The 19,858-nt window shown below is 47.8% G+C and carries 26 protein-coding genes; 3 read left to right on the top strand and 23 right to left on the bottom strand.

The window, feature by feature from the left end; all coding sequences use genetic code 11:
* Positions 1-284: 284 nt before the first annotated feature.
* From MKX40_RS08465 to MKX40_RS08445, 5 genes are all read right to left on the bottom strand, one after another.
* Positions 285-719, bottom strand: a complete 435-nt coding sequence (locus MKX40_RS08465) for an NUDIX domain-containing protein (RefSeq protein WP_339240781.1) — start codon at positions 717-719, stop codon at positions 285-287.
* Positions 720-1,217: a GNAT family N-acetyltransferase gene (locus tag MKX40_RS08460; RefSeq protein WP_339240779.1), complete on the bottom strand. Its 498-nt coding sequence runs from the start codon at positions 1,215-1,217 to the stop codon at positions 720-722.
* Between the two features lie 241 nt (positions 1,218-1,458).
* Positions 1,459-1,824, bottom strand: a complete 366-nt coding sequence (locus tag MKX40_RS08455; protein WP_339240778.1) for a nuclear transport factor 2 family protein — start codon at positions 1,822-1,824, stop codon at positions 1,459-1,461.
* A 26-nt stretch (positions 1,825-1,850) separates the two neighbouring features.
* Complete coding sequence (locus MKX40_RS08450) at positions 1,851-2,360, bottom strand: 8-oxo-dGTP diphosphatase (RefSeq protein ID WP_339240777.1); 510 nt, start codon at positions 2,358-2,360, stop codon at positions 1,851-1,853.
* Between the two features lie 185 nt (positions 2,361-2,545).
* Positions 2,546-3,334 carry a DUF3891 family protein gene (locus MKX40_RS08445; RefSeq protein ID WP_339240775.1) on the bottom strand — a complete coding sequence of 263 codons (789 nt, stop codon included), beginning with the start codon at positions 3,332-3,334 and terminating at the stop codon, positions 2,546-2,548.
* A gap of 194 nt (positions 3,335-3,528) precedes the next feature.
* On the opposite strand from MKX40_RS08445, the gene coaA reads away from it, so the two are divergent.
* Positions 3,529-4,458, top strand: a complete 930-nt coding sequence (coaA, locus tag MKX40_RS08440) for a type I pantothenate kinase (RefSeq protein ID WP_339240773.1) — start codon at positions 3,529-3,531, stop codon at positions 4,456-4,458.
* Positions 4,459-4,524: 66 nt separating this feature from the next.
* Positions 4,525-4,887, top strand: coding sequence for a DUF423 domain-containing protein (locus tag MKX40_RS08435; protein WP_307538348.1), 363 nt, complete (start codon positions 4,525-4,527; stop codon positions 4,885-4,887).
* A gap of 69 nt (positions 4,888-4,956) precedes the next feature.
* Here the strand turns inward: MKX40_RS08435 and MKX40_RS08430 are convergent, their stop codons facing one another.
* The 18 genes from MKX40_RS08430 to MKX40_RS08345 all read right to left on the bottom strand — a co-directional run bounded on the left by MKX40_RS08430 (position 4,957) and on the right by MKX40_RS08345 (position 19,311).
* Entirely contained in the window at positions 4,957-5,508 is a 552-nt protein-coding gene (locus MKX40_RS08430; protein ID WP_339240772.1) for a histidine phosphatase family protein, read from the bottom strand.
* 24 nt (positions 5,509-5,532) lie between these two features.
* Positions 5,533-6,315 (bottom strand): glutamate racemase, encoded by a 783-nt coding sequence (murI, locus tag MKX40_RS08425; protein ID WP_339240769.1) that lies wholly within the window; start codon positions 6,313-6,315, stop codon positions 5,533-5,535.
* Positions 6,316-6,612: 297 nt separating this feature from the next.
* Positions 6,613-6,999, bottom strand: a complete 387-nt coding sequence (locus MKX40_RS08420) for a hypothetical protein (RefSeq protein WP_339240768.1) — start codon at positions 6,997-6,999, stop codon at positions 6,613-6,615.
* A 70-nt stretch (positions 7,000-7,069) separates the two neighbouring features.
* Positions 7,070-7,540 (bottom strand): GNAT family N-acetyltransferase, encoded by a 471-nt coding sequence (locus MKX40_RS08415; RefSeq protein ID WP_339240767.1) that lies wholly within the window; start codon positions 7,538-7,540, stop codon positions 7,070-7,072.
* Positions 7,537-8,256, bottom strand: a complete 720-nt coding sequence (locus MKX40_RS08410; RefSeq protein WP_339240765.1) for a GNAT family N-acetyltransferase — start codon at positions 8,254-8,256, stop codon at positions 7,537-7,539. Before MKX40_RS08410 ends, MKX40_RS08415 begins: the two co-directional genes overlap by 4 nt.
* Before the next feature lie 2 nt (positions 8,257-8,258).
* Complete coding sequence (locus MKX40_RS08405) at positions 8,259-8,630, bottom strand: hypothetical protein (protein ID WP_339240764.1); 372 nt, start codon at positions 8,628-8,630, stop codon at positions 8,259-8,261.
* Between the two features lie 92 nt (positions 8,631-8,722).
* Positions 8,723-9,604 carry a serine/threonine protein kinase gene (locus tag MKX40_RS08400; RefSeq protein WP_339240762.1) on the bottom strand — a complete coding sequence of 294 codons (882 nt, stop codon included), beginning with the start codon at positions 9,602-9,604 and terminating at the stop codon, positions 8,723-8,725.
* Between the two features lie 40 nt (positions 9,605-9,644).
* Complete coding sequence (locus MKX40_RS08395) at positions 9,645-10,178, bottom strand: GNAT family N-acetyltransferase (RefSeq protein WP_339240761.1); 534 nt, start codon at positions 10,176-10,178, stop codon at positions 9,645-9,647.
* Positions 10,175-10,756: a DJ-1/PfpI family protein gene (locus MKX40_RS08390; protein WP_339240760.1), complete on the bottom strand. Its 582-nt coding sequence runs from the start codon at positions 10,754-10,756 to the stop codon at positions 10,175-10,177. The genes MKX40_RS08395 and MKX40_RS08390 overlap by 4 nt, the downstream gene beginning before the upstream one ends.
* An 18-nt stretch (positions 10,757-10,774) precedes the next feature.
* On the bottom strand, positions 10,775-10,921 hold the full coding sequence (locus MKX40_RS08385; RefSeq protein WP_339240759.1) for a hypothetical protein: 147 nt from the start codon (positions 10,919-10,921) through the stop codon (positions 10,775-10,777).
* 60 nt (positions 10,922-10,981) lie between these two features.
* On the bottom strand, positions 10,982-11,920 hold the full coding sequence (locus tag MKX40_RS08380) for an SDR family oxidoreductase (protein WP_339240756.1): 939 nt from the start codon (positions 11,918-11,920) through the stop codon (positions 10,982-10,984).
* Between the two features lie 37 nt (positions 11,921-11,957).
* The gene (locus MKX40_RS08375; protein WP_339240755.1) at positions 11,958-13,274 is read right to left on the bottom strand and encodes a F390 synthetase-related protein; all 1,317 of its coding nucleotides are present in this window, start codon (positions 13,272-13,274) and stop codon (positions 11,958-11,960) included.
* Positions 13,271-14,131, bottom strand: a complete 861-nt coding sequence (locus MKX40_RS08370) for an MBL fold metallo-hydrolase (protein ID WP_339240753.1) — start codon at positions 14,129-14,131, stop codon at positions 13,271-13,273. Before MKX40_RS08370 ends, MKX40_RS08375 begins: the two co-directional genes overlap by 4 nt.
* Positions 14,125-15,120: an SDR family NAD(P)-dependent oxidoreductase gene (locus MKX40_RS08365; protein ID WP_339240752.1), complete on the bottom strand. Its 996-nt coding sequence runs from the start codon at positions 15,118-15,120 to the stop codon at positions 14,125-14,127. The genes MKX40_RS08370 and MKX40_RS08365 overlap by 7 nt, the downstream gene beginning before the upstream one ends.
* Positions 15,117-16,409, bottom strand: a complete 1,293-nt coding sequence (locus MKX40_RS08360) for an ATP-grasp domain-containing protein (RefSeq protein ID WP_339240750.1) — start codon at positions 16,407-16,409, stop codon at positions 15,117-15,119. Before MKX40_RS08360 ends, MKX40_RS08365 begins: the two co-directional genes overlap by 4 nt.
* A complete protein-coding gene (locus MKX40_RS08355; RefSeq protein WP_339240748.1) occupies positions 16,399-17,400 on the bottom strand; it encodes a beta-ketoacyl-ACP synthase III in 1,002 nt (333 codons plus the stop codon). Before MKX40_RS08355 ends, MKX40_RS08360 begins: the two co-directional genes overlap by 11 nt.
* 381 nt (positions 17,401-17,781) lie before the next feature.
* A complete protein-coding gene (locus tag MKX40_RS08350; protein WP_339240747.1) occupies positions 17,782-18,672 on the bottom strand; it encodes a TIGR01777 family oxidoreductase in 891 nt (296 codons plus the stop codon).
* A 117-nt stretch (positions 18,673-18,789) separates the two neighbouring features.
* Positions 18,790-19,311: a hypothetical protein gene (locus MKX40_RS08345; protein ID WP_339240745.1), complete on the bottom strand. Its 522-nt coding sequence runs from the start codon at positions 19,309-19,311 to the stop codon at positions 18,790-18,792.
* A 167-nt stretch (positions 19,312-19,478) separates the two neighbouring features.
* Between MKX40_RS08345 and MKX40_RS08340 the strand changes: the two genes are divergently transcribed.
* The gene (locus MKX40_RS08340) at positions 19,479-19,853 is read left to right on the top strand and encodes a BlaI/MecI/CopY family transcriptional regulator (protein WP_339240744.1); all 375 of its coding nucleotides are present in this window, start codon (positions 19,479-19,481) and stop codon (positions 19,851-19,853) included.
* Positions 19,854-19,858 lie beyond the last annotated feature (5 nt).

Genomic DNA, 19,858 nt, shown 5'->3' with positions numbered 1-19,858 from the left:
TTAGATGAATCAAAATTCATCGAGCAATTTGGTTAGAACAACGAACGCTTAATTATAACAAAATAGGCATATGATCTCCCATTTTACCTCCTTAATTGAATTGTGGTCCATTATGTTCAAAAACAAACCGTCAAGTTAAACATTAACCAATTGACATGACATTCAACAAATAATTGGTTTTTTCTTCAGGAGACCCACTAAAAAAGCTGGCCCAGACATGAATGATCCGAGCAGCTTCTTTGGATATAGCCAATTTGAGTTAACAATATAGTTGATGAGGCGCATCAGGGTGTTCTTTTACTAATCATATACTCTGCAAACGGCGTTAGGGAAAGATCAGTAGTTTGCTCCAGTGTAAACCAATCCGCGCCTAACGAATCTTCACCATCGGGTTCTTTTTTGATCTGATCCGGCTGACAAGCTGCGGTCAAAACAACATCGTACAGCATCCCGATATGGTGCAGCTCTTCCGGCTCACCTTGATGCACCCATTCCACAACCTTAGACTCCGCAGAACAAATCATTACTTGTAGATCGGTCAGGCCGGTCTCTTCTTCAATCTCACGATGAAGAGCTGCCTCTGGATGCTCACCAAACTCCAGCCTTCCGCCCGGTAAATCCCATTGCCCCTGATATGCTCCCCGTGCCTTATGAATCAACAGAATTTTTTGCTCCCAAGTGACCAAGCCATATACGCCAATATGTGTATACCGATTCACCTAAGTACTCTTCCTTTCGTCTTCATCCTCTGTAACAGCATCCAGATCTATGGCCATACGAATCATATCCACACAGCGAATACCATCCTCTATAATTTCTTCCTCATAGTGCCTCACAAAGAAATCACGATCAACCCCGATAATGCGGAAACCGCAACGTTGGTATAACTTCAATTGATGAAAGCTGGAGTTGCCTGTTCCAATCTCGAGAATCCGGCAGCCTAATCTGCGTGCAGCTTCCATCGCTTCCTTAATCATGTGTTTACCTACACCTTGTCCCTGCAGTTCTTCCTGTACGGCAATATTAACTATCTCGGCAGTCTCCGGACGAGTCTTGAGCAATACGAACTCTCCAACCATCTCTCCTTCATACTCAGCAATAAAACAAACACCCCGACTCAGGTACTCATCAACAATTTCTTTTGAAGGATCAGCCATCAATAAAAGTTCGTATGGTCGCTCTTCTTCCCAATCCAAAATCCGGAACGACAATTTCATGCCAATCTCCACCTTTTCATCGTACAATATTCATTCTCGTTCTGTTTGCAGAAGCCTATGTATGGCAAATCTACAAATATATCATGCTTACTTCAACAAACTAGTTTACTCAATCTATTAAACACACACTGTTTCTCTTGGGCTAGTCATCTCCCATAAAAATAGTAACCTTCATTATACCATAATATTTGGATATAAATATATAGATATGGATGATATATTATGAGGCATTAATTTTATCCTAACCCAAGCTTAAATGCTCATGGATTAATTTCCATTCCCCATCAAGCCCAGCAACAAACACATTCGTTGCCCGCCCCTTTCCATAAGCCGGCTCTCCCTGATAAATCCCCTTCCAGTGGTAGGTATAAATACAAACTGCCTGATCTTTGCTAGTCGTAATCCACTTAACCTCTTCAGCACTGTAGACTTCTTCCTGGACTGTTTCCCAAGCGTTCTCAAAATAAGCCCGGATTTCGTCTGGAGTAGTGCATGACGTTCCTGTAAACCAATATACGGCATCTGGCGATAACCATTTGCTCACTTCATGAAACTGATGTGTATTCGTCGCTGCAATGTATCCTTCTAAGGCATGCTGGTATCCCATGATCTTCTCTCCCTTTCACGTTGATTTTATCGAACCCCACGCTGTTCAAGAGCGGAATCGCTATACAACATAAATGTCTCTTGCAGCGTACGTCCGGATGACTTCTCCCAGATCACACTCCGCTCAAACGTACCCTTTTGGAAAAATCGTGGGAGACGTTCAGCGAACCAGTCCTGCATAGGCAGCTCGGACACCCGCTTCATAGGCACCCATAACAGTTCGCCTTCGGGCGGATTCTGCAATAATTGTCCCTCGAATGAAGTCGCCAAATAGTTGAATACCATGTAACGTAATCCTTGTTCGGGATCACAGAATTCATCGAGTCCTTTATACGTAATCTCATTGACCGTTAAACCCGTCTCCTCCAGAACCTCCCGCACAGCACCATCCACAATGCTCTCCGGAAAGTCTACCTTTCCCCCAGGAGCGATGTATCCCGGAAATCCTTTGCGATCCGGCCGATTCATTAATAACACCTGATCATTCACTTTGTCCCATACCATACACATCGTTAATATCTCTATTCTGGTGTTCATATTCGTCCTCCTGCTAACATGCGCTTCTCTGCTGTACACTAACATTTCTGGGAATAACCTGTGTTTTCCTTCTTTATTCCCACGCTGATATATGCATACGAAAGGCGGACACCCTGTACATCAGAAGCCCGCCTGTTTTGTGATATTCTATGTTGCTCATTCCCCTAGCTTGGCGTTTCCAGTTCTCAGTTCAAATCCGTAATTAACACACGACGTTCCTTCCACTCAGCCCGGCGATAAGCCTGTTGCATACCAAATTTGCGGATACTTGCCTTCGGCACCGATTTATAAGGCAAAACGACCGTAAAGTCTTCATCAAACGGAAAAAAAGACAGGCCTACTTTTTCATTGGATAACCACTCTGCCTGAATCGGTTGTCTGGAACAGGCATCAAACGTGCAACTAAGCCCTTCTGCAAAAAAATCATAACGCGCAGCAGGTGTTCCAGGTTCCTCCATACATAGAAACAAACTGAGCTGATCGCAGAAAAGCATGATTTCCACATCGCTTTGCAGCCTCTGTTTCAATGCTTCAGCATCACCGCCAAGCTCTTTCTGCCAATTCAGCTGACGTTCGTGTTCTTGCTGGAGATAAGTTCGGATGTCTTCATCATCCTGAGCATTAGCACCCAGATTCTTTTGAAATAGCTCCGTATACATCAAACTGCACAATAATCCGGCGTAGAGGTTTTTCTGACAAACCTCTTCAATCCCTTTATGGTAGAATACAAAACGCGGACGCAAAGGAAAATCCCGAAACGAATATGGTGATTGGCTATAATCATTCCAGAACGGAGCAGCATCCAACTCAATCCAGCCCCGGTCATGTTCTCTCGCCGCCAGAATCAATTCATCCCGATGTGCAGCGTCGGCTAGTAATTCTTTCTTCCAGTGGGAAGCCATCTCTCCGGCTACTAATCCATGCTCATGCTGTGCGGTCAAAACAAAATCATGCTCTCTCTCATATATGATCATATGCTGTCACCCTTCCGCATGGTATACGTTGACTTTAACATAAATTGGGTTAAACTTTCCTATAAGTTGGTTTTCGCTCCATTTTCACGAAAGGCATTATGAAACGGACAATGTAAAGGTGTTGTCAGTTTCCTGAAATTTGGTACACTAAAGGTTGTGTCCACAATTATATTACATACAGAAAGCGGGATCTCATGAATTTATACTCTCCTTACATCGAGTTTAACCGCAAGGAATGGGCTGAACTTAAAGAACATCAGACCACTCTTCCACTGACGGAAGCCGAATTAGAACAGTTAAAGGGATTGAATGAAGAGGTATCGATTCAAGAAGTCGAAGATATATATTTGCCTCTTACCCACTTTATTGACCTATATGCAAGAGTTTCACGAGAGCTGAATCGACTAACGGCCTCCTTTATGAAAAAAGAAGCGCTCCCCACCCCCTACATCATCGGAATCGGGGGAAGTGTTGCCGTGGGCAAAAGTACAGCGGCCCGCTTACTTCAGGCACTGCTCGCTCGAGGCAAGAATAGCCCGAAGGTTGACCTTGTCACAACCGACGGTTTCTTATATCCCAATGCCGTGCTGCAAGAGAAGGGCATCATGAACCGTAAGGGATTCCCGGAAAGCTATGATATCAAATCCCTGATTCAGTTCATGGGCGATGTGAAATCAGGCAAACCCGAAGTGAAAGCACCAGTGTATTCTCATCTCGCCTACGATGTCATTCAAGGAGAAGAGGTGCAGATCTGTCAACCGGATATTCTCATAATTGAAGGCATCAATGTACTTCAGGTCAAAAAAGAAACGCCTTTGCTGGTTAGTGATTTCTTTGATTTCTCCATCTACATTGACGCAGAAGAAGAGCATATAAGACACTGGTACGTTGAGCGTTTCAAGCTGCTCCGCAATACGGCATTCCAAGACACGGATTCCTTTTTCCATCAACGTTTCGCCAATATTGATGAAGAAGAAACCGTGCGGACCGCCAACCAGATCTGGCAGGATATCAATGCCAAAAACCTGCATGAGAACATTTTGCCAACCAAAGGGCGTGCCAGACTGATTCTGAAAAAGGAAGCCGATCACTCCATTGGGCTGATTCAATTGCGCAAACTCTAAACAACACTCGTGCAAAATAAACCTTGATGTTATAACTAATTACCCTTAAAAGGAGAGAAAAACACATTGCAAACCCTGATTATACTCGGCAGCATTATGATGTTCTTGGCTGTTGCTTTGGGTGCTTTTGGCGCACACGCGCTCAAGCGCAAATTATCCGCTGACATGATCAAAATCTATGAAACCGGTGTTCAATATCACCTCATCCACGGGCTGGGGATCATCCTGATTGGGCTGCTGGCAGACCGTCTCGAATCCTCTTCACTCGTCATGCTTGCCGGATGGCTGATGTTCGCCGGCATCATCCTGTTCTCTGGCAGCCTGTACGCTTTGAGTGTTACGGGTGTTCGCAAATTGGGAGCCATTACGCCACTTGGTGGAGTCGCATTTTTGGCTGGATGGGTTATGATCATGATTGCCGCCTTATAAGCATCCCCTATGAATAAACGAAAAGAGTGTTCTGGCTGATATCCTATCGCTGGAGCACTCTTTTCCTGTTTAATCTGTCCAGATTCTGCGAATGGTGAACTGCCCTGCTTCTGGCCGCTGTTTCTCCAATACATACACATCCGGGTTCGAAAGTTTGGCCCACTCTTCATAGCCAAAGGATGGTTCATACTCACGAATAAGCAGTGATAACAAGTTCCCATGTGTAACCACGGCCCCATGCTGTTCAGGTCTGCTCCACAACTCTTCCAGAAGCTCCAGCCCCCTTGCAGCCGCGTTTCTGGAAGATTCCCCGCCTTCTTCCACCAAATCCACATCATCGTATGTACGTTTCAGTACATCCATCCAGTTAGGCAGATCCAAAGAGCTAAGTACCCTCTCCTGGAGACGTTCATCCGTATGTATATGTTGCAGCGTTGCCATGCCCAACGGCATAGCCGTCTGAACAGCCCTTTTCCACGGACTGGAGACAATATACGTAATGGATTGATCAGCCAAGATATCTGCAAGTTTTTCGGCTTGCCTGACCCCTTCATCTGTAAGCTCTGCATGGGGTTCCTGCCCTGTGGCCTTGGCGTGACGGATAAGATAAATGGACTGCATAGCGATCACCTCCTATGGTGTAACCTACATGGAGTTCTTCTCAAGATATTGGAGTGCCCTGTACATCTTCTCCTGCTCTTCCGGTCGGCCTGCTGAACTGAGGAAAGTGACCTGTTCCCCAATTCTGTCTCCATGCTGAGCAACCAATCCAAGCCGCTGCTTCAGATGATTCACGGTGCCTGTACTGCCATCAATAATCTGTATATGATCTGGCAGAACCGTGCGCAGAATGGACGTATAGAATGGATAATGCGTGCAGCCAAGCACCACTGTACCATACACCTGAAGATCGAGATCTGCCAGCTTGAGCCGGAAATAATCAGCGATTTTGCCCGGATCAAAATCCAGCTGTTCGCACCATTCCACAAGTTCCGGCAGCGCAATGGAATCCACACTGTGGTGATCATCAACACGCGATACCAGTTCGTTATACTTGGTTTGGCTCAAGGTGAGGGCCGTGGCAAATACAAGCACTCTCTTCCCACTCTCACGATTCATCTCCACGGCTGGTTTCACCGCAGGCTCCATACCAATAATCGGGATATCGTACTTGGCGCGCAGATCTTTAACAGCCAGACTGGTTGCAGTATTACAAGCAATTACGATTGCTCGGACATCCTCCTGAACGATGGCTTCCACACAATCAAAAATATGTCCCCTCACCTCATCCGCAGATTTGGTTCCATACGGGACATGCAAGGTATCCGCGTAATACAGGAATTTTTCTTCGGGAAACTGTTGTAATGCCTTATGCAAAACGGTCAAACCACCGATGCCTGAATCAAAAAAAGCAATTTTCTTATTCAAGGATTTCACCTCTATAATGTATTATTTCGGGTTCCAAGAACCTCTCAATGCTGCTCATGCTGACTGGAGGTGAGGTTTGTATTTCCGGCTCATCACACACTACAGTGCTTGACGACTTGCGGGAATCATTCCCGGTTACGGATCGTTCTTCTGATCGCTGTTGTCTCCAAAGCTTCTTGAATAAACTTATAGATGTATAAATTCGGAGACAAAGGCGAACGCTATCGCTTCTTCAGAATCGATTCCGTCCCCTCCATTATTTCCGCTAAGTCAGATACTAGGGATGATGATGAATCATTATTCTACGTTTATTTTATACTGCCTGAGCCAGTCCTTGCCACTATGCCACGTCTCTACAGGGTTGTGCTCTCCAAGCATTTCGCTACTTGCCTGAGCCATGATCCATTCCTTAAGACCGTTCTCCGGACTGGATTCGAGTTGCTGTAACAGGAGAAGAGATCCTTCCTTACCCGTATTCAGGATGTCCCTGTAAACATCCGGGTTACCAGCAATGTAATCATTGGGATTGCTGCTGGTCAGCAGGAGAGGGTCACTAACTATCTGCTGCAGGTTGCTTTCGATGGTTGATGATAATACTTGTTCTTCCGTCTGAGTCGAGCACGCCGTTACCGTCAGTGCAATACATCCAGATAACAAACCCAGAATCCATCTTCTGCGATTCACTGGACCACTCCTTTCAACAACGAGTTAACGCAACCGGAAGCTGTCTGTAATGCTTAAATCGCAGTCCCAATCATAGAGCAAGTTCCCATTTTTCTTCGGCAAGCTCCTGGCCTGACAGAATCTGCTGACGAACTTCCATCACTTTAAAGCCGAAGGACTGATATAATCTGCGTGCTCCATCCAAAGACTCGTTGGTCCACAGGATGATAGATGTGTAGCACTGCTCTTTTGCGTAAAGAACTGCCTGTTCGATCAGTTTCCTGCCCCACCCTGCACCACGCGCTTCCGGTTCGATTAGAAACCAGCGCAGTTGAGCCGTATGTTCATTCACCTGAGTAAGTCCTATGGAACCGGAAGCTGTCTGATCTAACTCCACAACCCATAACATCTCCTTCGCGTGATTGCCTGAGCAACCAAACGAGTTCACCGCATGGGTGATAAATTCAGCAAAGCTATCATCATAATTATACTCATCTCGGTAGATTCGGATATGCGCTTCAATGACATACTGAAGGTCCTTTTGTAGGAAAGTGCGGATCATCCAACATCACAGCCCTTCCTCAACTCCACAGTTGTGATACTGAAATCTACACCGAACTGAATTAATCCCAATTTACGGGCAACTTGCTGTGAAGCGAGATTATCCCAAGATGTACTGTAGATTGGCATGCGTCCACGTTCCTTGACATGATACTGCCAGCATTTTACCGTCTCCGCTGCATACCCATGTCCTCTATAACCAGGTGCCGTATAGAGACTTGCTTCCGCCCCATGTTCGGAAATCCGTGCGGAGCAGCACACTGCCACAGCAGAATCATCAATAACATAAGCCGAAACAGGCCATTTTTCATGCAAGAGATCTGTTAATTCAGGGAAATGCTCTGCCAGCAAATTACACTGCTCCTGACCAATCAACTGAACCTGCCGATTCCATTCGTCAGATGACTCAGGAAAGACATAGGCTGGTCCCATCCACACATGGTTAACTGGCTCAAAGGTCTGCACCTTTCGAATCAGTTTCGGAATATCCAATGGAAGCTCGCATTCCTTACTCAATTCATCCATCAGATCCGGCGGTAACTGCTCGTGGTAATAGATCAGTGAACCGGCAGAAGCCAATCCGATAAATATGGCTGGAGCCTGCCCACCACCCGGCTCGTTAATGCTTAATAGACGCTGCTGCTCATTGATTGTATATAACGTGCTCGCTTGTATCTTCAACATTTCCATAGACGACAGGTTCGATGTAGGAGCCATAACTATGAAGTTAACCTTTGCAATAATCGTTTGCCTTCACTGCCTTTACCTGCTTCCTGCTGATCCAGAAAATCGGGTAATTCACGTAAATCTGACGGCCGATATCCAGCCCCGCATCCACAATTATGAAAGGTATAACCATGGCGATACAGAATCATCACTTTGGTCCATTGTTTGCTATCATTTTGTTTGGGCGCCTGGAAATCCTGTCCCATGCTAACCATAGACGCAGCACATTGTGGACATTTATATTCGAGTTGTTCCACAACTTCAGGGCGAAGGTCGTATCTGGAAACTTGTTTAAATGATTTGCGACAATTGAAGCATGCATAGATGTCTTTGTATGGTCCTGACATGGCATATCTGCACATCATCTGCACCCCCTTAATAATTTCCATTATACGGTATTTATCACACACATACGAATGGATTTTGCATATTTGCGAATAATTCGTATACGCGCTCCTTACCTTTGCATTGCAGCTTCTTTCCATGCCTCACCGAGTTCTGCAATCGATGCATACCGTTGGGACCGATCTGCGCTGACTGCACGTATCACAACCTGATATAAAGCCTCTCCGGCATCCCATCTATCATATGAATGGTCTTTCTCCCCACCCAGCAGCGCGAATGCCATGGCTCCCATATTGAATACATTGGTAACCGCATCTATGAGTGCACCCAGCTCGAATTCCTCTGGAGACATAAAACGGGAAGATCCCCACATACGCCCCATGGTATTGGTAAAAGAGCCCTTCCGATACAAGTCTATATCACAAATTTTCATGACGTACTTGTCAAAATCATAGATCAGACTGCCGTCATACAGATCAACAGCCACATACCCTCTCCGCTCCACCTCGATATGAAAATCAAGAATCTGCTCCATCGCGCCAATCCTTGTCTTCAGCGGAAGTTGTCTGAACTGATAGTAGGGGGAACGAGGATCTTCATATTTGGCCGGAGGCGGAAATTTCCAGTGGTTATGAAGATTCTCCCCCTCCACCCAATCGAATACACAGACATACCCTTGCTCCGTTGCAAAATGATCCGTTAGTCGGATCAACGTGTCATGCTTCAAATCTTCATAGACGGAAACAGATGATTTCAGATTACGAAAGGCTTCCGGGGGACTTCCCGTATGATTCGCATGAATGGTACGTGCTCCCGCATACTTTACGAACAACCTCTTTCCATCCTTTTGCACGATACCGAAGGAGAGATTTCCTGAATCCTGCTGATCGAATACGCGAAAGACCGTACCCAAGGGCCGTAACCAATCAAATGAGTGAGACTCTTTCAAGACAAAGGAAATACCGTCGATCTCAAGTTCAACTTGACCTGTCATAGGACACCTCCTGCTGTGATATCTTCATTCATGTTGAATGCTACGTATAAAAGTAATTCATATGCGCCTCATCATATCCCTGACCATGGACCACCAGTGCGTTACGCTCAATGCCATACACTTCAAATCCATATCGCTCGTATAAGCGTCTGGCTGATTCGTTCGTCGTTACCACACTCAGATTAATTTGCTTGATGCCTTCCAGATATCTTCCCCGTTCCAAGACTTCCTGGAGCAATTGCGATGCCAGACCGTTTCCCCGATATGGCGGAGCAACATAGACGCCCCAGATTATGCCTTTGTGCCTGAGCTTCAGGCCATATTCTCTCTTGAAACCCATCATTCCCGCGAGTGTTCCTTCTGTTGTATATGCGCCCAGGATATAATCGTCGGGCTCGTTATGTATGCGTTCCTGCACTTCATTCATGGGAATCCGAATGGATAATTCAAAGGAAGCCCCAAAGGCTTCAGGATGTGTTTTCAATGCTTCCAGTCGAAACGGCCAGTATACATCTGCTTCATCCCGCTTAATATTGCGAAAGATATAGGTTTCTTGCTTTCCATTTTCGTTCATTCTTCGACCACTCCCTCCATTTCATAAGGATAATCGATCTGGAGTTTCACATTTGCTGCCGCTTCCTGTCCTGCAAGCAACCCAACAACATAAATTCCCAGATCAATGGACGTGGCTACTCCACCGGCTGTAATTACGTTTCCATCCCGCACGATCCGGCTCTGAATAACCTCAGCAACGTACGGCTGAAGCAGATCATAGGTATACGGATGTGTCGTCGCTCTTTTACCAGACAAAAATCCAGCCGCACCCAGCAGAAGAGAGCCTGTGCACACGGATACCTTCAAAGGAACAGACTCCGCTTGTTTCAACCAGCCTACAAATGCCTCGTCGTATCGTAGCTTACGTGTTCCCATGCCTCCAGGGACAAACACGAGATCATATTCCGACAGGTCAGGCTTCACTCGATCCACCTTCATCGTTAAACCAGACTCATCCGTGACCTGATCTGTCATTGCACAGGTTTCCCATGTTGTTCCTTTGGTTTGTTCAAAGAAATTCAACCGATTGATCACATCATAAAACCCAGCAAAATCAAGGAAAGTCAGTCCATCAAACAAAACGAATGCAATTTTCATTGGCAACCTCCGCTTATTTTAATTTGGAGAATTCTGGTTATGTTTTTGATTCCGATCCCGTTCCATCGCTTCCTTCACCCAATCACGTTCCGGCAGCTTGCTGTTGATTCGCAAGAGCAAGCCCACAATCACAAGAAGCAGAATAACAACAATGATTTCAAACACGAATCCACCCCTCTCTTGGAAATAGCCGCAATTGTGAATGGATACTGAAGTATATAATCTCTATTTTAATCCACGGGCAATGATCCATTCCAGCCACTTCCACGGTAGCAATGCTTTACCTATGATCAGCACACGCGATCCTTTGCCCAGCGCATATCGAAGCTTTGGTGCACGCATCCGTGCAATTCGTCCGATCAGATCTGCTACCTCCTGTGGGTCAGGTGCCGTCTCGCTTGCATGTTGGGAATAACGAAGGACCGCATCCAGCTTATGTTTATACGGAGAGTCCTCGCTCCGGTGAATCTCACCCAGACCTTTATTCCAGATCGGCGTACGATAAGCACCTGGCTCAACCAATACCACGCGAACGCCGAACGAGGACATCTCATGCCGCAGACTTTCCGAGAATCCCTCCACAGCGAATTTGGAGGCAGCATATGGAGCATAACCCGGAAAACCGGACAACCCGCTGACACTGGACAAGTTAACAATTAGACCTTGCTTCTGTTCACGCATCACAGGCAGGACTGCACGTGTCACAGCGATTAACCCAAACAGATTCGTATCCATCTGGCGCCGCCAATCCTCCATCGATACTTCCTCAATGAACCCGCCAACCGCAAATCCTGCATTGTTCACCAGTATGTCGATGCGCCCATAATCCAGAACGACTTTGGTTATAGCTGCTTGCACCGATTCAGAATCCGTAACGTCCAACTGCTCATACACCAAACGTTCTGTTATGCCTGCCTCTCCTGCAAGTCTGACCAACTCTTCTTTTCGGTTCAGGTCACGCATGGTGGCAACAACAAGGTATCCCTGCTTGGCAAGAGTAATGGCCGTTAACATACCGAAGCCACTGGATGTGCCTGTAATGAGAGCCACGGGATCATATGCACCGGATATTGATATTCTTTTTTCCTTCGTTTCTTCATTTCTATCATTCTCTGTCTGCATCCGTTGCTGTCCATCTCCTATCTTGTATGTCACCACTGTCATGCAGCCACCTGCTCTCCCCCAATATTTTCTCACCAACTCAATCAAGCTGTCTCTCCACCCTGCGTAGCTTGGTGACCCCTGGTTTGAACGCATACGGAACGAATCTCACCTCCGGCAAAGTACAATCCATCCTGTCTGCCATCTTGTTCAATTCATGCAACACATCAGCCCTTACTTGCTCCATTGCTGCATTTCCACCAAGTACTAGCGATACCTCCATCGTCCCGTCCTCACGTTGCACCACACGATAATGTTCAATATCCGGCGAAGCCGCAATGACAGCGCGAGTAACGAAATCCGGAAAGACCGGTACAGACACACCCGTATGCAGTTGTTCAAAATAAAGCGTATCATCACAGCGGCCTTCAATCCGCTCAATCGCTGTAAACAGAGAACCGCAGGCACATGGCGTCGCCGCCTCGGTCAGAATATCATTCAGCCGATACCGGATGATCGGCTGTGATGTTCTGGAGAAGTCCGTAATAATGGGCACGAACCGGCGGGTGGCCGGGTCCATGTACTCTTTTTCAATATGGACTATATCCTCATTCAAATGCAGTGTGCCATAACGACAGGTCGCTCCCAGGAACCCTTCTGTACACTGGTAGACTTGATGAACGTTCTGTCCGAAGACCTGTTCCAGTACCTTGCGATCCAGGGGGTCCAGCACCTCGGCAACCGAGATGATTTTATCGGGTACAGCGGTCAGGTGACCCGCCACATAGGCGTCCGCCAACAGACGCAGCATGGATGGGGGAGCCACCCATACGGTAGGTTGGTATTCTTCCAACCGTCTTACCAAGGTCTCCACACGCTCCAGCAGATCAAAGTACTGGAACTGTAACTTCCCACGCTGCACCGATTCATACAGATTACTGTTGGCCCGCAGGAAAAACGCAATCTTCGCAGGTTTCCACAGCCCACCAGGCAGCAGCTTGGCCAGCACCGTGCCCGTCCACGCATCCTGCTCCTGATCACTTACCAGAAATATTCCCCGGTTCCCTGACGTACCCGAGGACAATCCAACAGTCACTCCCTGAATGGAGGGTTTGAAGTCACGCGTTTCTTCACTTTCACCTGCTAGAGCCAACGCTTCATCCTTGGTAATGCCTACCGTATTCAGTGTATCAAAGTTCTCCATCATGATTGATTTGTCAATCATCGGAAAGCTTCTCCAGTTGGATGCGTCCACGCCACCCCACCACTTTCGGTAAAACGGAGAGCGGGCGCGGATCTGATGGACATGTCGAATAATCCGGCGCTCTTGCCAGCGCTCCAGTTGTTCTCGCGTTTTCCATGTTCGCAACCCGCGTGCAAGCGCATAATGTACTACAATACGAAGGGTATTGCTCATCGTTTCAGCCCTCCTGTGCCCCAAGCGTCCAGCACCTCTCGGCAGTGACTCGGCACAATCCGAATGTCGGGAAACTGCTGATGCAGCTGAACCAACTTGTCAAAGTTACGGTGGTATTCCTGTCGATCAGACATAATGATACCCGCGAGCGCATGAGGCCTGCGCTGTTCACGAAAAGCCCGACTCGACCACACGGCATCCGCGCACAGGAAATAATCATGTTCTTCTGTACGCAACAGAAGTCCCATCATGCCTTCCGCATGACCGGATACCTCCACCCCCAGCAGACTGCCATCGCCGAAGATATCGTAAACCTCATCATAAGGGAACGATTCTCCCGCTCTTGTCCACCGCTCCGGCTGACGCGTAACAGGCAAGGATCTGGCTACAAAATCTTCAGGCAACAATCCAGACAGATAACCTGCCTTCACAGCCGCAATCGGACCGAGTGAGCGCACCGCATCATAAGCCCTTGGCAGATAGATGAATTGTGCCTCCGGGAAATCTCGTACACCTGCGATGTGATCGCCATGAAAATGGGAGAGGATAATATACCGGATATCCGAAGCTTTCAGCCCAAGCCCAGCCAAAAAATGAACGGCACTATCCTCTTCACGATAGACAACCGGTGTAATATGACGATACAGTGCATTGGGCAGATGAGCCGTTTCCTTGAAAAAGCGGGAGCTATATCCCGTATCCAGCAGGATTGGTCCATGTACAGGGTGAATGATGCAGGCAAAACCTGCCGGGAAAGGCACCGGCTTCAACCCACCACCCCGCAACGTCAGAAATTCTGGATGTGTACAGTAACCTGCCGCACCCAGATATAGTTCTACCGGAGTTGTTGTCAGCATGATTCAGCCCTCCACCAATCTGCAAATTGTTCTAAACCTTCTTCAATAGACACCCGAGGGACGTATCCCAATCGCTCCCGTGCATCCGTAATATCCAATGTCTGCGGGATGGATAAGGAGCCAACGGTATACCTTGTCAACACAGGTTCACCCAGCGCAGGAATAAAGCCATGAACACGCTCGAGCAATGCTGCAACGCCATAAGCTGCCTGATAAGGAATGTTTCGACGACGCAGAGGCATGTCCAGCATGCCAAACAAGCTGCTCACCAACTCATTAAACGCCCTCGGATCGCCATTGGAGATATTGTACGCTCTGCCGAGCGCTTCGTCCGGTGCATCACGGCACAATAACAGGGCGTCCACCACATTATCCACACAGGTCAGATCAATTAAAGCCTGTCCGCCACCGATCATGGGCACGCCGGATTTCGCATTGGCCGCGACAATTCGGGGAAACAACGTCTGGTCATACGGACCAAAGATCGCTCGCGGTCGAATCATGACCGACGGAAGTCCCTTTCTATTCCCTTCCATTACGACCTGTTCAGCGAGAAGCTTCGTGGCTGCGTAATGATTCGCTGGTTTGGATGGCAACGGGTCATTTTCATGTACGTTAAATCGTGGTATGTAGTTGAAATATACACTTGGAGTCGAGACATGTATGAATCGCTGTACATCATTTTTCAGGCAGCCATCCATGAGTTTCTGTGTTCCTTCCACATTACTTCCATAAAAGTCCCTATACTTCCCCCATGGTGATGATAGCGCCGCACAGTGAAAGACCACATCCTGCCCCGTACACGCTTCATTTACTGCCGCCTCATCCCGTATATCTCCATTCAGGAATCGGATTCCTGCCGACTCAAGTTCTGCACCAACCTTGGACTGTCGGCCCATGCCTGTGACGTCCCATCCCTCTTTTGCAAGCCGTATCGCGAGGTGCCTGCCCAGACATCCCGTAGCTCCTGTAACCAATGCTCTCTTCATTGTTGTTCACCGTTCCATTCTATGTCGTGAGTCAAAGCTTCAGTCAGTGAGATTTTCTGTGATCTTGCCAGACGCCAGGCGACCAGCACCACCGCGAATTGTTCAAAGAAAGGCTGAATATCCTGCCTTAAATAAACCACATCCCTGGCTCCACGCCAGGCAGCTGCCCATGCCCGGAACTTTCCTTTGCCGAAGATCTGCTGTACTCCGCTTCCCAGCATGGGAAGCATGAGCATGGCTTTGCTACCCTTTGCAGGCGTGATCCATTTTCCTTCTTTGACCAACGTCTCCGGTTCAGTCAGTGCACGCACCAAGTCATCTCCGGGGTGAAACAGATGAATCCCGCTCGTTGCCCTCGGATTACACTCAATTGCATACAGTTGCCCATCCTGAACCACTATAAAATCAAACCCAATCTGTCCGCTAAACCCCGTTCCTTCAACGAATTGTCTTACCCACGCAAGGGCACCCTCATGTTCCACCTGTTCAAAAAATACACTGGCCCCCACGCTTCCTGTGCGGTAGCGGCTATCGTAGGTGGCGTGCGCAACCAGTTGTCCTTCGTGGGCTATACTGTATGTACACAACACCTGACCCGGAATGAAGGCCTGTGCAACCCAAGGCGAAGCAGAGGATAATTCCCTTTCTTCCGGAGGATCGTTACGTAAATGTCGATGCTTCTTTTTGCTTGTGTGTCCTTCTTGCTCAGTCCCGGCCGTACCCTCATCGATCAAACGTGCTGGCATGCGAACTTTGGCTGCGAAGCGGGAATACACCGGTTTCCACACCCAATCTCCTGATTCTCCCAGAACAGAATGAACTTCCATCCATTCCTGCTGATTGTTGATCACGCGCGTATCGGGAACGGGAAGACCGAGTGACCCTGCAAGCTGGATAAAATCATATTTATGGTGCAGCTCATGTAATTGCTCCATGGTTGTAACCAGAACACGGCAATATGCACGCAGTCTGTCTGCCCCTTGAGCAACATAGAAGACTTCTTCACACATGGGGATCAGCAGGTCAATCTGCCAATCCTGTACCAACCGTTCCAGTTCCGCCAGATAAGTACGTGTGTCATGACGCGGCGATGGAACCACAGCGTACTGTTCCACTGCACGGGATGATCTGGTCAGATGCCGTACGGCACTCTCCGCAACATAGACCCGATGGCCTGCACGATGAAGCATACGTGCCAGATCGAGCGTCACGGGAGCCCTTCCGCCTGTAAGCAGCACACGAAGAGAAGCAGCTGTACGATGTCCGGTTTCCCCAGATCTAGTAGTCAAAAATGAGTCCTCCCAATGATAATCCGGCAGCCGTGCCAATCATCAGCACCCGATCTCCCCGCTGAATCCGCTGTTGTCTAATCGCTTCATGCAGACCCATCGGGATCGATGCCGCAATTGTATTGCCGTGATTTCGTGTGATGTCCATAAACCGATCTTCAGCAATGCCTAGCTTTTTGCGGATCAGTCTCATCGCCATGGCACTCCCCTGATGGGGAATCACCAATTGGAAATCCTCCATCCGATTCCCGGTCGCCTGCAACATACCACCCATGAATCCGGGTAAAAGTCTGGAAGCCATGCGGAAGATGGCCTGTCCATCCATATGAAATAGGTAAGGCTCAGGCTGATCTGCATTATAATTCGAAGCATGCTGCCGTGTACCGCCACCTGCTATCTCCGAGAAGCGAGCACCTCGGCTGTAGGTTTGAAGGGAAGCATGTACAATCTGTGAGGATGACCCTTCAGGCGAACGCTCAATAATAACGGCGGCTGCTCCATCTCCGAACAGGGCCGCACTCTCTTTATCCGACCAATTTAGTCCCGCTGAGGCAATCTCGGTGGCTACGAGCAGTACTCGCTGGTAACGTCCGGCATCTACCATATAGGAGATCACATCCAGTCCGTTCAGGAAACTCAGGCAGGTTGCATCCATATCAAAGGCGGGTACGCCCGAATCTTGCTGCCCCATGGCCTGCTGGATAAACACCGCCGTACTAGGCAACGGTTGTTCCTTCGTGCCACTGGTACACACCAGGCAGTCGATATCACTGAATTGTAATCCTGCATCCGCAAGTGCAGCTTCAGCAGCCCGCGCGCCCATGAAGGAGGAAGTCTCTTCACCCGAAGCATAATGGCGTACACCTACACCTGTGGCTTTGCTAACCCAGCCTGCAGGCACGCCCAAGCGGCGATCCAGTTCCTCATCGGTAACTTCCTGTTCAGGCAGGTACTTCCCTGTTCCCGCAATCCTCACTCTTCTAAGTTGCATTTCCCCAACCTCTTTCTGTTCATCTGACTGATATATATAAGTTCAGCTAATTAGTATTTACACAGACACTCCGATGACAGAACAACTTTCCGATCGCTGTTATCCCCAGATTTTTTTGATTCCCTTCTTAAAAAGGGAAAATCCGGGGATAAGCCGATGCTTCCGATGCAGCTTTCTTTCAGAAAGCTTTTGGGCGCACGCTTCGCTTCTTCAAGTTATTTCTGTCCTCTCTGTTATCGTGTAAATGTTTAGTTGAACATATATAAATGAAATGAGTCCTTAACCTCAAATGGCGAAACGCCATTTAATAGAAGCCTTAAAATATATAATAAAGGGCAGATGCCTCTGCCCTTGCTGTTGTGTTTTCTTTTTTATATAGTGTCATTTCTTCTTACTCAGGATCTCGGCAAGAGCGACATCTAACGTTCCGTAGGTGAAAGTGAAGCCTTCCCCCTCCAGTCGCTCAGGAATGACCCATCGACTTTTGAGAACCAGCTCTGTTTCGGTCTTGATGAATCGTGCGCCCAGTTCAAGCATCCAGCGAGGAGAAGGCAGCCCGATCCGAACGCCCATCTGTTCTCTCAGACGTGCCATGAGCTCCCGATTTGTAACCGGATGCGGAGAGGACGCATTGAACACACCATTTAAGTGTGGATGCTCTTGCAAATAGATCACCATGCGGAACAGATCCTCGATATGAATCCAGCTGAATTGCTGTGTTCCTGCACCTTGAGATCCTCCCAGGCCAAAACGGACCAGGTTCGTCATGGGCACCATCACGCCGCCCTCGCCCAGCACAATCGCAATTCGCAATGCAATTTGACGTGTAGATGGCAAACTGAATTCAAAGAAAGCCTGTTCCCAAGCTTTGGCAACGTCGACCGAGAAGCCAGAGCCAATCTCGCCTTCTTTTTCCGTCATGGGACGATCTTCAGCATGTCTGTATATGGTCGCCGTACTCGAATTAATCCATAGTTCGGGAGGATGTTTACAAGCCAGGACGGCTTCACCGAGAATACGTGTTGTACGCGTTCTGGATTCCAGAATGACTTTGCGATTCTCATCCGTATAACGGCAGTTCACCGATTTACCTGCCAGGTTAATCAACATCTCTGCTTCTTCCAGTGCCTCTATGATTCCTGTACGATCCTCCCAGGCAATATGACCGGGCTGACGCGAGATAATCAGCACCTCATAACCTAGCTTCCTGAACCTTTGGGCAAACTCCTGTCCAACAAAACCCGTTCCACCAGCTAATACAATCTTTTTCAAGGTATCCCCTCATTTCCCATACTGGGTAAAGATTTCGCAAGAGATAGATCAACCTGTTTCTATGCATGCAAAATACAGATATTAGATTAAACACCGCTGGTGACCCGTTGGTTTGATTTAATTCGCACCCAGCGCCGTGTACAAGCGATCCCGCTCTTCGATAGCCCATGTGTTTGCAGGGTTTTGTTCCAGTTGATATCGGAGCTCATCATAAAAGTCATGGATCATGAATCCGTCCGGCAAAGTCCCAAGCATGGCTGTAAAGTTGTACTCGGGCAGTGTTCTTTTTCCTTCACTGATCTGCTTCAGCCAGTCCATCCACTTCGCAAGAGTAAGCACTTCCTCCTGCCATAACTCAGCCTGTAACCCAAGCGCATCTTGAAGTTGTTCGTACGCCAATGGATCAGCGAAGACGCGGCAGGCCTGAACAGCCAGTGCATACAATTCAGTCACAGCAAGGCGTACCTCATGCTCAAGTTCGACTTCCAATCCTTCCAGATAGTCCTGAACCTGAATGCTCTCTCCATCATCATATAGTAGCGGGGCTTGGGCCAATAGGCGTACAATCTCTTCCATTTCTTGCATTGAAACTCGCTTCTGCTCATAGAGAGCAGGTAATTGATACGCTGTAATGATCATTCACTCCTACATCGTTCTTCTATTAATGACCTATATTATAACATGGTTTGGCAATCATCTATCAGGATAACTTGACTATCCACTACAAGTTGTAGTAGTTTATACGTACTACGTAGTGTAGTAATATGCTCGTTATGGACGCATAACGATGTTAAGGAGTGTTCACGGTGAACCAGATTCAAAAATTATCCGAAACAGAAATGGAGTTAATGGTCGTTATATGGTCATGCGATCCACCCGTCACCTCGACAGAGCTATTAGACATATTCGCTGAGAAAGGGAAAGCGTGGAAAGCGCAGACCATGTCTACCTTTCTGTCCAGATTGGTGGATAAAGGCGCTCTTACCGTGACGAGGCGTGGAAGAATCAATGATTACAAACCTCTTCTACAACCAGAAGACTATAAACTACAGGAAACACAGCACGTGCTTGATGGGCTTTATCAAGGTTCTGTCAAGAATTTGGTTTCGGCCATGTATGACGGCGATAAGCTTTCAGACGATGACATTTCAGAACTGAAAAAATGGCTTTCGGAAAAGTAGGTGCA

The organism is Paenibacillus sp. FSL R5-0517 (assembly GCF_037974355.1).
Taxonomy (GTDB): Bacteria; Bacillota; Bacilli; order Paenibacillales; family Paenibacillaceae; genus Paenibacillus.
Note: the sequence above shows the minus strand (reverse complement) of the source record. Positions and strands in the feature narration are given on the sequence as shown.

Bases quoted from the DNA above. Each gene is read 5' to 3' on its own strand.
- MKX40_RS08460 (WP_339240779.1), bottom strand. From the start codon at position 1,217: ATGAAATTGTCGTTCCGGATTTTGGATTGGGAAGAAGAGCGACCATAC.
- MKX40_RS08455 (WP_339240778.1), bottom strand. From the start codon at position 1,824: ATGGGATACCAGCATGCCTTAGAAGGATACATTGCAGCGACGAATACA.
- MKX40_RS08450 (WP_339240777.1), bottom strand. From the start codon at position 2,360: ATGAACACCAGAATAGAGATATTAACGATGTGTATGGTATGGGACAAA.
- MKX40_RS08445 (WP_339240775.1), bottom strand. From the start codon at position 3,334: ATGATCATATATGAGAGAGAGCATGATTTTGTTTTGACCGCACAGCAT.
- coaA (WP_339240773.1), top strand. From the start codon at position 3,529: ATGAATTTATACTCTCCTTACATCGAGTTTAACCGCAAGGAATGGGCT.
- MKX40_RS08430 (WP_339240772.1), bottom strand. From the start codon at position 5,508: ATGCAGTCCATTTATCTTATCCGTCACGCCAAGGCCACAGGGCAGGAA.
- MKX40_RS08415 (WP_339240767.1), bottom strand. From the start codon at position 7,540: ATGATCCGCACTTTCCTACAAAAGGACCTTCAGTATGTCATTGAAGCG.
- MKX40_RS08410 (WP_339240765.1), bottom strand. From the start codon at position 8,256: ATGGCTCCTACATCGAACCTGTCGTCTATGGAAATGTTGAAGATACAA.
- MKX40_RS08405 (WP_339240764.1), bottom strand. From the start codon at position 8,630: ATGATGTGCAGATATGCCATGTCAGGACCATACAAAGACATCTATGCA.
- MKX40_RS08400 (WP_339240762.1), bottom strand. From the start codon at position 9,604: ATGACAGGTCAAGTTGAACTTGAGATCGACGGTATTTCCTTTGTCTTG.
- MKX40_RS08395 (WP_339240761.1), bottom strand. From the start codon at position 10,178: ATGAACGAAAATGGAAAGCAAGAAACCTATATCTTTCGCAATATTAAG.
- MKX40_RS08390 (WP_339240760.1), bottom strand. From the start codon at position 10,756: ATGAAAATTGCATTCGTTTTGTTTGATGGACTGACTTTCCTTGATTTT.
- MKX40_RS08380 (WP_339240756.1), bottom strand. From the start codon at position 11,920: ATGACAGTGGTGACATACAAGATAGGAGATGGACAGCAACGGATGCAG.
- MKX40_RS08375 (WP_339240755.1), bottom strand. From the start codon at position 13,274: ATGAGCAATACCCTTCGTATTGTAGTACATTATGCGCTTGCACGCGGG.
- MKX40_RS08370 (WP_339240753.1), bottom strand. From the start codon at position 14,131: ATGCTGACAACAACTCCGGTAGAACTATATCTGGGTGCGGCAGGTTAC.
- MKX40_RS08365 (WP_339240752.1), bottom strand. From the start codon at position 15,120: ATGAAGAGAGCATTGGTTACAGGAGCTACGGGATGTCTGGGCAGGCAC.
- MKX40_RS08355 (WP_339240748.1), bottom strand. From the start codon at position 17,400: ATGCAACTTAGAAGAGTGAGGATTGCGGGAACAGGGAAGTACCTGCCT.
- MKX40_RS08345 (WP_339240745.1), bottom strand. From the start codon at position 19,311: ATGATCATTACAGCGTATCAATTACCTGCTCTCTATGAGCAGAAGCGA.